Source organism: Jatrophihabitans sp. sgz311053 (assembly GCF_056135305.1).
On sequence record NZ_JBWAXP010000001.1, the window covers coordinates 918,939 to 931,989 of the forward strand.

8 protein-coding genes are annotated in these 13,051 nt (G+C 72.3%); 6 read left to right on the plus strand and 2 right to left on the minus strand.

Annotated elements, in window-relative coordinates; genetic code table 11:
• Positions 1–12: 12 nt before the first annotated feature.
• Genes AC0NZQ_RS04105 through AC0NZQ_RS04120 form a run of 4 tightly spaced genes read left to right on the plus strand, consistent with a single transcriptional unit; the run spans position 13 to position 3,260 of the window.
• The gene (locus AC0NZQ_RS04105) at positions 13–324 is read left to right on the plus strand and encodes a YbaB/EbfC family nucleoid-associated protein (RefSeq protein WP_474529418.1); all 312 of its coding nucleotides are present in this window, start codon (positions 13–15) and stop codon (positions 322–324) included.
• Positions 325–345: 21 nt separating this feature from the next.
• A complete protein-coding gene (recR, locus tag AC0NZQ_RS04110) occupies positions 346–942 on the plus strand; it encodes a recombination mediator RecR (RefSeq protein WP_474528361.1) in 597 nt (198 codons plus the stop codon).
• A gap of 15 nt (positions 943–957) precedes the next feature.
• The gene (locus tag AC0NZQ_RS04115) at positions 958–1,920 is read left to right on the plus strand and encodes a hypothetical protein (protein WP_474528362.1); all 963 of its coding nucleotides are present in this window, start codon (positions 958–960) and stop codon (positions 1,918–1,920) included.
• Complete coding sequence (locus AC0NZQ_RS04120) at positions 1,917–3,260, plus strand: S8 family peptidase (protein ID WP_474528363.1); 1,344 nt, start codon at positions 1,917–1,919, stop codon at positions 3,258–3,260. Before AC0NZQ_RS04115 ends, AC0NZQ_RS04120 begins: the two co-directional genes overlap by 4 nt.
• A gap of 313 nt (positions 3,261–3,573) precedes the next feature.
• On the opposite strand, the gene AC0NZQ_RS04125 is transcribed toward AC0NZQ_RS04120, so the two are convergent.
• Positions 3,574–4,488: a hypothetical protein gene (locus AC0NZQ_RS04125; RefSeq protein WP_474528364.1), complete on the minus strand. Its 915-nt coding sequence runs from the start codon at positions 4,486–4,488 to the stop codon at positions 3,574–3,576.
• Between the two features lie 405 nt (positions 4,489–4,893).
• Between AC0NZQ_RS04125 and AC0NZQ_RS04130 the strand changes: the two genes are divergently transcribed.
• The gene (locus AC0NZQ_RS04130; RefSeq protein ID WP_474528365.1) at positions 4,894–7,944 is read left to right on the plus strand and encodes an NACHT domain-containing protein; all 3,051 of its coding nucleotides are present in this window, start codon (positions 4,894–4,896) and stop codon (positions 7,942–7,944) included.
• An 11-nt stretch (positions 7,945–7,955) separates the two neighbouring features.
• Here AC0NZQ_RS04130 and leuA read toward each other — a convergent pair whose 3' ends face one another.
• The gene (gene leuA, locus AC0NZQ_RS04135; RefSeq protein ID WP_474528366.1) at positions 7,956–9,701 is read right to left on the minus strand and encodes a 2-isopropylmalate synthase; all 1,746 of its coding nucleotides are present in this window, start codon (positions 9,699–9,701) and stop codon (positions 7,956–7,958) included.
• A 350-nt stretch (positions 9,702–10,051) separates the two neighbouring features.
• Between leuA and AC0NZQ_RS04140 the strand changes: the two genes are divergently transcribed.
• Entirely contained in the window at positions 10,052–12,850 is a 2,799-nt protein-coding gene (locus AC0NZQ_RS04140) for a S8 family serine peptidase (RefSeq protein ID WP_474528367.1), read from the plus strand.
• Positions 12,851–13,051: the final 201 nt, after the last annotated feature.

Genomic DNA, 13,051 nt, shown 5'->3' on the forward strand with positions numbered 1-13,051 from the left:
GGCCAGCCGAACATGCAGCAGCTGATGAAGCAGGCCCAGAAGATGCAGGAGCAGCTGCAGGCGGCTCAGGCCGAGCTCGCCGAGGCCACCGTCACCGGCACCGCCGGTGGGGGCCTGGTGACGGCCACGCTCACCGGCTCCGGCGAGCTCACCGCGCTGGACATCGACCCCAAGGCCGTCGACCCCGACGACGTGGAGACGCTGCAGGATCTCGTCGTCGCCGCCGTCCGGGACGCCCACCGCGCCGTGGGCGAGCTCGCGGCCGAGAAGATGGGCCCGGTGACGGGCGGTCTCGGCAGCGGTCTCGGCATCCCCGGCCTGTAACCCGGTTCGGCGTCAGCAGCGGTGTACGAAGGCGCGGTCCAGGACCTCATCGACGAGCTCGGCCGACTCCCCGGGGTCGGCCCGAAGAGCGCGCAGCGCATCGCGTTCCACCTGCTGGCCGCCGAGCCGACGGATGTCGAGCGGCTCGCCGCGACGCTGCTCCGGGTTAAGAACGAGGTCAAGTTCTGCACCGTCTGCGGCAACGTGGCCCAGGACGACATCTGCCGGATCTGCGCCGATCCGCGCCGCGACCCCGCCGTGATCTGCGTGGTCGAGGAGCCGAAGGACGTCGTCGCCATCGAACGGACGCGGGAGTTCCGCGGCCGCTACCACGTGCTCGGCGGCGCCATCAGCCCCATCGACGGGGTCGGCCCCGAGGATCTACGGATCCGGGAGCTGCTCGGCCGGCTCCGCGACGGCGTGGTCACCGAGCTGATCATCGCCACCGACCCGAATCTCGAGGGTGAGGCCACCGCGACCTACCTCGCCCGGCTGCTGCAGCCGATGGGGCTGGCGGTCACCCGGCTCGCCAGCGGCCTGCCGGTCGGTGGCGACCTGGAGTACGCCGACGAGGTGACGCTCGGCCGCGCCTTCGCCGGGCGCCGCCGGATGGACTGAGACGGCTGGTCGCAGGTGAACGCAGCGGCTCCGTCGGCGCTACGCCGGGTCCTCTTCCGGTTCGGCATCGTGCTGGCCGTCGCCCTCGTCGCGGGCGGGGTGCTCATCGCGGTCCGCGGCTGGCTCGCCACCGCCGGTCCCGGCGGCGCGGTCCGCGGCTACTTCGACGCGCTGGCGCGAGGCGATGCGGCGACGGCACTGGGCTACGGCACCATCCCCGGCGGTTCGCGAGCGCTGCTCACCGGCGAGGTCCTGGCCGAGCAGCGCCGGGTGGCCCCGCTCGCGGACATCCACGTCCGCGGCGTGCAGGACGACGGCACCCGAGCGCGGGTGAAGGTCCGCTACGTGCTGCAGTTCCCTGACTCGCCCCGGCTGGTGGAGACCACGGTGGGCGTCCGCCGGGTGGACGGGCAGTGGCGGCTGGACCGCGTCGCCGCCGCCACCCAGGTGCTGATCGCGCAGGCCTCCGATCGCGCCACCTTGGCCGGGCGCGCGGTGCCGGACGGGACCACGCTGCTCTTTCCCGGCGCGGTGCCGGTCCGATTCGACACGCCGTACCTGCGCGTCTCGTCCGCCGACGGCTCCGTCCCGCTGGACGCCGGGCCGTCGACGCAGGTCGGGGTCGAGGCCTCGCCGGCCGGACGCACCGCCGCGCTCGCCGCGCTGCGCCGCGCCCTCACCGGCTGCCTCAGCCGGGCCGGCGACCCGCGCTGCCCGCTGCCGAGCGAGCGCTACGTCCCCGGCAGCGTCCGTGGCACCGTCACCACTCCGCTCGCCGACGCCGTGAAGGTCTCGGTGGGGGTGGCCGACTCCGGCGAGCTCGAGCTCGACGGGTCGGTGACGGTCACCGGGCGGTTCGTCCGCCTCGAGTTCGACAACCGCCGGACCTCCCGGACCGACGCCACCTTCTCGCTGCCCGTGCACGCCAGCGCCTACGCGGTCTCGCCGCTGGTGCTGCGCTGGGATCGCCCGTCATGAGGCGCACCGCGCTCCTCGCCTCGGGGCTGGCCGCCGCCCTGACGGTGCTGCTGCCGGGCGGCCCGGCCGCGGCGGCACCCGGACCGCCGGACGCGCCGCAGTACTACTTCGACGACTGGCGGGTCTACGACCTCTGGAACGACGGCGCCCGCGGTCAGGGCATCACCATCGCCGGGATCGACACCGGCGTGAACGCCGACCTGCCGGAGCTCAGCGGACGGATCCTGCGCGGCACCGACCTCGGTGACGGCGGTGACGGACGCGTCGACCGTGAGATCAACGAGTTCGGTCACGGCACCGCCATGGCCTCGATCATGGTGGCCCGTCCCGGCCTGCTGGACATCACCGGTCTCGCCCCCGGTGCCAAGATCCTGCCGGTGGCGGTCCCGTTGAACGGCACCACGGACGCGGCCAAGCCGGATCGGCTCGCCGATGCGATCCGGTACAGCGCCGACCACGGCGCCAAGATCATCAGCATGTCGCTCGGGGGCAAGCGCAGCCCCGGTGAGGACACCGAGTCGTGCCCGGACGACGAGCAGGCCGCCGTCTTCCACGCCATGGCCAAGGGGGCCATCGTCATGGCGTCGGTCGGCAACACCGGTCCGCGCCGCAACGTCATCGAGGAGCCGGGCGTCTGCCTCGGCGTGGTGTCGGTCGGCGCCGTCGACCGCAGCGGTGACGTCGCCGACTTCTCTGCCCGTCAGCCGTACCTGACGCTGACCGCACCCGGCGTCGACATCCCGTCCCTCGGCCGCGTGCCGCGCAACGCCTACAGCGGTGACGGCACCAGCCAGGCGACGGCGGTCGCCTCGGCCGTGGCGGCGCTGGTGTGGTCGCGCTACCCGCGGGAGTCGGCGCGGCAGATCGTCACGCGACTGCTCGCCACGCTGGACACCCGGGGGGTCTCCGGTCACAGCAACGCCTACGGTTACGGCCGTCTCGACGCGTACCGGGCCGTGACTGCGAGCGTCCCGACCGACGCCCCCAACCCCGTGTACGCCGCCGCGGAACCCTTCCTGCGCCGGGCGGCCGCCTTCGACCAGCGCGGTCCTGCCGCGCCGAGACCGGTCGCTGCCGGACGTGCCGACGACGGCGCGGTCGAGGTGGGCGACGCCTCGCGGTTGACACCGCAGGTGCTGCTCGGTGCGGCCGCCGCCGCGGCGGGACTCCTGCTGCTCGCGGTCCTGACCGTGGTCGGGGTCCGTGGCCGTCGCCGGCGGGCCGCGACGGTGCACGGCTGGCCGATCGAGGCCTTCGACGGGACCGGGACGGCCGGGATGTCAGCGCCCTCGGGTCCGGTCGCGGACGGGGGAAGGGCGGAGCGGGAGATGCCCGGATGACCGACCCCCCAAGGCGGTCACCCGGGCGCGCCCAGCCTGCCGCGGTCTCAGGGAAGACCATCGGATGTTGCGGTGGCGACGATTGAGGAGGGGCGCACGGCCCGCGTCGATGTCGGTGTCGACACAAAACCCCCCGGCGACGATGTCGTCGCTTCAGGTGGCGACGTCCCTCGGTTGCTCAAGCCATGGGTCGTCGGCACGTGCGCGTCTCGATCTGGCGAGACGTTTTCCCCTCCTCAATCGACACCGTTGCAACAACGGCGTGATCGAAAACTAGGTGGGGCCCACCCTGCTTGCCGATACGCAAGCGGTGTCACCATTGCCACCCGATGCCGTAACACCAGCCCGGGACCAGGCCGGTGAATTCCTGACGGCACGCGCCGGGATCGGCGCCGAACGACCGATCCGGCTCCGGGAATTCGGCATCGATGACGTCGGCGACCGAGTACCACCAGGCCGTGGCCGGTCGTGCCGCCGGATCGAAATCGACGGCGAGGGAAAGGTGCTCATAGCCGCGTTCTGCGTGAAAACGCGCAAAAGGGGCCGCGGCTTCGGTGCTGTCGACCGACACCCGGATGGTGAGCTCGTGCGGGTCGGCGTCGGCCACCGCCAGGACTCGGTCCAGCTCCACGAACATGCCGATGGCGCCGGTCGGGCTCTTGCGCTGCACGGCCACCTCGCCACCGCCGAGGGCGCTCACGGCGAGGACGCCGGGTCGGGGATCCGAGGGATACGCGTAGCCGGCGTAGAAGAACCGGACGTCGTCGGAGCGCGCACGCAGCGAGTAGGTGCAGACCAGCTCGCGGATCTCCCCGTGGCGTCCCATCATGAAGTGCGCGGTCTGGGACGGGACGACGTAGTGGCGCTGCACCGCCTCCCGATGGAGGTCCGGGGTGACCTGGTGCGGTGGCCGTTCCGGCAGGCTCTCGGTCTTCCCGGCCCGGCGGGCGCGTCCTGCCGCCACCGACGCCTGCACCGCCTGCGCGTAGAGGGCGTTGAGCTCGGCGCCGTTGCCCCCCAGCGTGGCGTACACCTGAACCAGCTCCGGTGAGGCGGCGGTCCGTCCCTGCTCCACCAGGGAGATGTGGCCGGAGCTGAAGTGCGCCTGACCGCTGTCATCGCTGCGGGGGACGGAGCGGGTGTTGAGTCCCGCATCCGTCCGTGCCCGGCGGAGTGCCTCCCCCAGTCGGCGGTGCGCTTCGCTGATGGCCCGATCGTGCGACGGCATCACGTCCCCCTTCCGTGCTTGCCAATACCAAAGCAGCATATTCGGGCGGGGCGCCGGGCGAGGAATCGCCGTGGTGCCCCGCCCGAACGCTCTTGCCGTCGGCTCGCCGAAAAGGGGATTAGGCTCAGTTCGGCGCACGGTTTACCGGGTGCTGATTGCGCGGTTCGTGGGTCTTGGTCTGGAATCCTCCGGCCCGCGTTCCGTCAATCAGAACCGGCCACCGAGACGCAGCACCAGTCGAACGATGTGCCAGTTCATCTGCTCCTCCTTTCGTGGGACGCCGTGATATGACGTGCCGTGTTGCCTCCCGTCGATGACCGGCGACACCATCGGCACGCGCTCATCAGACGCCCTGTTCCGCGGTGTTCCGCGGGCCGCGGAACCGCTTTGCGAGGGGAAATGGCGATGACGCTCGAGGGGGCGCGCCGGCAATTGCGCGCCGCCTGCGCGAGGGCGGTGGCCGCGCTCGCCGCGGCGGGATTCAGCGGTGGCCAGGTTGCCGTGACGGTGGGTGTGCATCGCTCGGTGATCGCCAAGCTGACCGCCGACGGAGACCTCACCGGGTGGCGTCCACCGTCGCTGCGCACCTGCGAGCTGGTCGACGATCTCTGTGAGCGCAAACTCGGGCGCAGCTTCGAGCTGGCCGGGTTGCGGACGGCCTACGACCGGGCCGGCGGGGGCGTGCAGGGCCGGGCCCGTGTCGACGCCGACGCCCTCGACGGCTATCTGCGGCAGCTGACCGACGTCCTCACCCGAGCGCCGCTCTGGACGCCGTTCGCGACCCTGGGGGAGGGCTTCCAGGACAGGCTGGTGCAGGCGAGCGATCAGCTACGGGCGCCGACGCCGGATGCGGGTTGGCAGGCGGTGCCCCGTGGCGAGGTGCCGTGGTCCGCCGCCCTCATCGAGGCCTCGGTGGTGGTGGTCCTGGGCGACGCCGGCTACGGCAAGACGTGGCAGAGCCGCAACCATGCCGCCGAGCTGGCGAGCCGCGCGATCACCGACGACGATGCGCCGGTCCCGCTCTGGATGCACGCCGCGGACCTCGCCGAGGCCTGGGGGCGTGCGCCGGAATCCGAGGCACTCGCCTCGGCCGCCCTGCGGGTGCTGGGGCGCGAAGGCGTCGACACCTCGATCGCGCACGCCGCCCTCACCCGCCACCTGGACAGCGAGCGCGGCACCGTCGTCATCGTCGACGCCTACGACGAGGTGATGGCGGCGACCCCGCGCGCGATCACCGGTGCGGCCCTGGCCCGGCTGGCCGCGGGCGCCGGGGCCGGCCGGGGCCGGCAGCTCCTCGTCACCTCGCGCGCGGCGGGCTACGACGGCGTGGTCCACGGCGGCGTCGGCCACGGCGGCGACGAGCTCGGCCACACCGTCTTCGTCACGCTCGGCGGCCTCGACGAGTCACAGATCAGGGCCCTCTGGCGGGCATGGTTCGCCCGCCGCCGGCTGCCGGTGCCGCGGGAACGGCTGGACGCGGTGCTCGCGCCGGGGTCGACGCTGCGGCAGTTCGCACGGGTGCCCCTGGTCGCGGCCTTCTGCGCCTGGGTGGCCGAGACCGACACCGTCGCCGCCACCCGGGCCGGCCTCTTCGCGCAGGTCGTGAACCGCTTCCTGGCCCGCGGCTGGAAGAGCCAGGACGACGCCGCTGCCGCCCTCTTCACCGTCGACGACGGCGCTCGGCGCCGGCAGTTCGGCGCGGCCCTGGCGGAGCTCGCGTGGACCATGGCGGTTCGGGACGGCTGGGCCGAGAGCGTCGATGTCGTGGTGGCCGAGGAGGTGCTGCGTCGCCGCGGACCCGGCCCGATGCCCGGCCACAGTCTGGTCTTCGAGGCCGTCCGTGGCTGCGGCGTCCTCGCGCAGGCAGGCGTGGTCCGGGACGCCTTGCCGGGCGACGGGCCGGTGACCTGGATCCACCGCAGCGTGCAGGAGTACCTCGTCGCCACGCATCTGCGGGGCGTCTCGGACGAGGAGCTGGAGGAGTTCGTGCGGCGCAGCTGGTGCCGCCCCGCGGACGCCAATGTCCTGGACTTCGCCCTCGGCTCCGGGGATGCGCGAGTGCATGCGGCGGTCGCCAGGCATGCCCGGCGCGATGACCCACTCGCCTTCTACACCAGCCTGCTGGCTGGGGCGGCGACGGCGTCACCGGTCGATCGCGACCAGCTGCGCGCCGCCTTCGACTGCGGGCTCGTCTCGGCCGAGATGCTGGTGGCCGGAGCGGCCGCGGCCGACGACGCCGAGCGGTCGAGCCTGCTGCAGCCGATCGTCCGGTCGCTGCGCCAACTCGGCCGGCCCGCCGACACCGACCCGTACCGCGCGCTCGTCCGCTGCGGCTCGGCCGGGGTCGAGTACGTCGCGGCGCTCGTGGCCCGCGGCGCCGACCACGCGGCGGCAGCCTCGGAGCTCTTCGACATCGATCCGGCGCGCGCGACCCGGGCGGTCGAGGAGCGGATCGACGCCGGCCTGGACGTCTCCACGGTGGACCGCCGCTGCCTGCGACAGCTCGGTGCCGCGGCGCTGCGACAGCTGCTCGACGCGGTGCTCGCCGACCCGACCTCGGTGTCGGCGGCGCGGGCCCTCGGCCGCACTGGCTCGCCGCTCGCGCTCGGCCAGCTCTCCGCGGCCCTGAACGCGGACGACAGCCGGGTCCGGCACGCGGCGGCGGCCGGCGTGACGAGCTGGTACGGCAACGCCCTGACGCCGGATGCCTTCGAGCAGCTGAGCCGGTTGGCGCGCGAGGACCCCGAGCCCAGCCTGCGGCTCGCCGTCCGTGGCGGCCTCTACGCGGCGAGCCTGAGCCTGCCGTGGGTCCGCCGGGCGCTGGAGGAGCAGTTCGAGGATCTCCACGCGGACCGCAGCGGAGCGCCGCTCTCCTCGACGGCGGATCTGGCGGCCGGCCTGTGGCCGGTCGGCACGGCCACCCACAAGGTCGTCGTCATGTTGGGTGAGGAGCCTCGGCTGATGTCAGCGGCGCTGGACGAGCCGCTGCGTCGGCTGGAGCAGCGGGCCCTGCTCGGGGGTCTGGACGTACCGCTGACCAAGGATCTGATCCGGCTGCGGGGTCGTGATCTGCTGGAGGCTGCGCTGGACGTGCTCAGGCCGCCGAGCCATCTCGCGACCGATGCCCGCGACAACCTCGCCGTCGGCGTGGCCTTCGCCGCGGGCGCCGATCCCGAGGTCTTCGCCGCGCTGCTGCAGGTGCAGGCCGAGGCCCCGACGCTCATGCTGGAGGCCGCGCTGACCGCCTCCTCGCTGGGCGCGGCGGAACGGGTACGGCTCATCGTGCGCGCCGAGCTCGCGTTGACGGCCGAGGACCCGCGCTCGGTTGCCGCCGTCCGCGCCTGGACGCCGATCATGCGCCGCCTGCTGCTGGCCTGCGGTCAGGACGACAGGGACGCCCTGCGCGCCGAGGTCAGCGCCGCCACCCGTCATGTGCTGACGCTGTCGCGGCGCTGACCGTCGGTCCGTCAGACGCGGCGGCGGCGTGCCATCCGGTTCACGGCGCCGACCACGGCCCGCAGCGAGGCCTGCGTGGTCGACTCGCTGATGCCGACGCCCCAGAGCACGGTGTCGCCGATCTCGATCTCCAGGTAGGCGGCCGCCTCGGCGTGCTCGCCGCTGGTGAGGGCGTGCTCGGCGTAGTCCAGCACGCGGACCGGCAGCCCGCCGAGGCCGAGGTCGATGCCGGAGAGTGCGTCGCAGAACGCCGACACCGGACCGTTGCCGATACCGGTGACCTCGTGCTCGTTGCCCCGTGCCCGCAGCGTGGCGGTGATCCGCTCGGTGCCGCCGTCGGAACTGGACGAGGTGCGCACCAGCTCCACCAGGCCCGGCTCCAGGTACTCGGCGGAGAAGATCTCCCACATCAGGGCGCCACCGACCTCGCCGCCCTCGCCGTCGGCGTGCTGCTGGATCACGTGACTGAACTCGATCTGCAGCCGGCGCGGCAGGTCGAGTTTGTGGTCGGACTTCATGATGTAGGCGACGCCGCCCTTGCCGGACTGCGAGTTGACCCGGATGACGGCCTCGTAGGAGCGGCCGACGTCCTTGGGGTCGATGGGCAGGTACGGGATGTGCCACGGCATCTCGCCGACCGGCCGGCCCGCCTCGGCGGCCTGCCGGGCCAGGTCGTCGAAGCCCTTTTTGATCGCGTCCTGGTGCGAGCCGGAGAACGACGTGTAGACGAGGTCGCCGGCGTAGGGGTGCCGCTCGTGGACGCCGATGCGGTTGCAGTACTCGGCCGTGCGCCGGATCTCGTCGATGTCGCTGAAGTCGATCATCGGGTCGATGCCCTGGCTGTAGAGGTTCAGCCCCAGCGTCACCAGGTCGACATTGCCGCTGCGCTCGCCGTTGCCGAAGAGGCATCCCTCGATGCGGTCGGCCCCGGCCAGGACGGCCAGCTCGGCGTCGGCCGTCGCGGTGCCGCGGTCGTTGTGGGTGTGCACCGAGAGCGCGATGTGCTCGCGCCGGGAGAAGTTCCGGCTCATCCACTCGATCTGGTCGGCGTAGACGTTGGGCGTCGACCGCTCGACCGTGCAGGGCAGGTTCAGCACGATCTCGCGCTCGGCGTCGGGCTGCCAGACGTCCATCACCGCCTCGCAGATCTCGAGGCTGAAGTCGAGCTCGGTGTCCATGAAGATCTCGGGCGAGTACTCCAGCCCGAAGGCGGTGTCGCCGAGGTGGATGTCGGCGTACTTCATGATCGCCTGGACGCCGTCCACGGCCACGGCGCGGCACTCGGCACGGCCGTCGCCCTCGAAGCCGAAGACCACCTTGCGGAAGACCGGCGCGGCGGCGTTGTACATGTGGACGGTGGCGTTGGGCGCACCCACGAGCGAGGTGATGGTCCGCTCGATGAGCTCCTCCCGCGCCTGGGTCAGCACGGAGATGCGGACGTCGTCCGGGATGCGGCCACCTTCGATGAGGGAGCGGACGAAGTCGAAGTCGGTCTGGCTCGCGGCCGGGAAGCCGACCTCGATCTCCTTGTAGCCCATGCGGACCAGCAGGTCGAACATGGCGTTCTTGCGGGCGGCGTTCATCGGGTCGATGAGGGCCTGGTTGCCGTCGCGCAGGTCGGTCGAGAGCCACCGCGGTGCCGCCGTGATGCTCTTCGACGGCCACTGCCGATCGGGGAGGTCGACGGCGGGGAAGGGCCGGTAGCGGTGGCAGGGCATGCCGGAGGGCTGCTGCGGGCTGGGGATGGTGCGGGTCATGACGGTCGCTCCTGATGGCGAGGGGGAGCGGTCGGCGCAGAACAACGGCCCGCGACGAGGGGCCGACCGGAGTGAGTTACCGGGCCTCGCCGCGGCTACCAAGAAGCAGCGCACGGGTCATGATGGCTTCAGGCTAGCCGGACCTCGGAGGAGTGGCCAACCCCGGGGCGTCTCGTCGCGCTGCCGGGCGCGGGGCCAGGAAGCGGTGGCGAGCCCGTCCCGGAGACTCGCCCGCGAAGCCAAATCTCCGCTGAGTCTTCCTTCGGGAACTCTCAGCGGTTACGTTCCGTCCCGCACGGCTGTCCGTTATAGGAGGAACAGTCGGCGTGTCACGGGCGGGGGCCTCATACATGCAGTGGCGACGTTGGACGGCCGGAATCGCCGTCACCCTCACGGCCGGAGCGATGGCCGCGGCCCTCGGCCCGGCCGAGGGGGCGCAGGGTCGGCAGGTCTCCGCGACGCCGGCGCGGGTGGACCCGGCGCTCGGCAACGGGCTCGGCCGCCTGGTGCCGTCCTCGGTCGCCCGGGCCCGGATCGCCACCGGCGGGATCAGCATCGACCAGGGACGGTTGGCGATCCGGGACGCGAAGAACCGCGTGCTGGTCGACACCACGCCGGCCGCCGGTGTGGACCGCGCCGCCTTCCGCGCCCGCGCCGCCGCGGCCGGTCTCGCGGTGACCGCGACCGACGCCGCCAGCGGAACCCTCGAGGGCTACGTGGCGACGTCGGACATCCGCGGCGTCGCCGCCGTCGCCGGCACCGGCACGATCAAGCTGGTGCCGCGACCGAAGTCCTTCACCGGCTCCGTCCAGTCGCAGGGTGTCGCCTTCCAGCGCATCGACAAGGTGCTGGCCAAGGGCATCGACGGCAAGGGGATGACCGTCGGCATCCTCTCCGACTCCTACGACACCGCCACCGAGACGGTGAGCGGCGATCCGCTGACCATCCACGAGAAGCAGGACGTCGCCTCCGGCGACCTCCCCGGCAAGGGAAATGCGAAGTACCCGACCCCGGTCGTGGTGCTCGAGGACCTGCCGGCCGCCGGCAACGGCCATGACGAGGGCCGCGCGATGGCGCAGATCGTCCACGACATCGCACCGGCGGCCAAGCTCTGCTTCGCCACCGCCTTCTCCGGCGAGATCCAGTTCGCCGACAACATCCGCAAGCTCGCCGACCCCAAGGGCCGATGCAAGGCCGACGTCATCGTCGACGATGTCGGTTACTTCGACGAGCCGGTCTTCAGCGACGGTCCGGTGGCGCAGGCCGTCGACGACGTCGCCGCGCAGGGCGTCTCGTACTTCTCCTCGGCTGGCAACGCCGACCGTCCCGGCTCGTGGGAGTCGAAGCTGAAGCTGGTCCCGGCCGAGCGTGCGGCCCGCGGCAGCAACCTGAACCTCGACGAGGTCCCGCCGGCGCTGCTCAGCGGCGGCCTGCAGGACATGGACCCCGGCAGCGGGGTGGACGTTGCGCAGTCGGTCACGCTCGGCGACTCGGGCAGCATCGCGCTGCACTGGGACGACCCGCTCGACCGCAACGGGACGACGTTCGGCTCGCCGATCTTCCACGCCGAGGGCGAGCTCACGGCCACCACGCGCTCCGTCGACTACTCCTTCACCCCGGCCGCCGCTGACATCGGCAAGCAGGTCTCGGTCAAGGCCGACGGGGTACCCAGCGGGTCGACCGACCTCATCCTCACCGTGACCCGCCCCGACGGCTCGCAGGTCGGCCCCATCGACACCGGCAGCTCGCCGGAGTTCGCCGGGCTGACGCTGACCCAGTCGGGGACCTACACGATCACCGTCGCCGGCTTCGACTCCTCGGTCGGCGGCTTCACCGTCGACGTGCTGCCGGTGACGAGCCTGTCGAAGGTCACCACGGACTTCAACGTCCTGCTCTTCACCGAGGACGGCGAGTTCGTCGGCTCCAGCGGTGACGACAACCGGCTCACCGGCCTGCCTGTCGACATCCTGTCGCTCGCCGGTCCGGCCAAGCTGCAGATCGCGATCGCCAAGCAGGGAACGGCACCGACGAAGGTGACCCACCTGAACTACATCGCGCAGGACGACTTCTACCAGACCGAGTACTACCGCTCGCTGGCCAACACGATCTACGGTCACCCCGCCGCGGCGGGCGCCAACGCGGTGGCGGCCTACGACCCGTTCAAGCCGTACCTGCCGGAGAGCTTCACCTCGCCGGGCGGCAAGCTGCCGTTCTACTTCGACCGCAACGGCAACCGGCTGCGCAAGCCGGAGGTCCGGCCCAAGCCCGACATCGCCGCCACCGACGGTGGCAACACGACGTTCTTCGTGAGCGACTCGGTGCTCGACCCGGACAGCACACCCAACTTCTTCGGCACCAGCGCGGCCGCGCCGCACGCCGCGGGCATCGCCGCGCTGATGCTGCAGCGGGCGGGCGGACGGAAGTCGCTCACCCCGAAGCAGGTGACGGCGCGGATGAAGCGTGCGGCGTTCCGGCACGACCTGGACCCCGACCACGCCGGCGGATCGGCCGGGGGCGTCACGCTCACGGCGGACGGTCCGCAGGGCAGCGAGGCCGACACGGTGCCGCGCTCCATGAACGACCCCCGGTTCTTCACGCTGCGCTACACCGGCAGGGTCCCGCTGCGTTCGATCACGCTCTACGGCGAGACGGCGAGCCCCTCCGCGCTCGGCAAGCTCGACCCGCCGACCTCGGACGGCATCGTCTTCGACCCGCGTCCCTTCACCGGGCAGGCGCCGTTCACCAGCCAGGGTTATCCGTTCACGGTGGGCTCGGCGACGAAGGTGCGGGCGTCCTCGGTGACGGCCAGCTACGGCGTGCCGTACGGGACCACGGGGACCTACCGCCACCTGCGGGTCAACTTCACGCAGGGGCTGGGCAAGGGTGCCGTGCTGCGCTTCGGCGTCGACCGTGACCTGGCTGTCCCCGCCGGCGGCCTCGCGCCCTCCGGCGGCAACGGCGCCGACGAGCTCGGCGGCGTGGTCTTCCTGCCGCAGGGCAACGCCGTCCGGGGCGGCCTCACCTTCCAGGCCGTCCGGGCCGACGGCTCCGTCGTCCGGGGCACGCTGGTGAACCGGCTCGGCACCGGGTGGACCCCGCTGGACGGCCACGGCGTCGTCAACGCCCAGCAGGTGGTGCTCGGCCGCTAGACGACCTGACCACCGGACGGCCCGTCGCTCTTCCAGCGGCGGGCCGTCCTGTCGCTGGCGTGCCGTCATGACGCCGTCGATGTGAGTGGACCTGGTTTCTAGTCAGGCGCCACACCCATGGTGGGGCCAGAGGCTTACCGCCGGTGCGACACCGATCACGGCGCAGGGTGAAGGTTGTGTCGCAAGGAGAGCTTTGGCTGT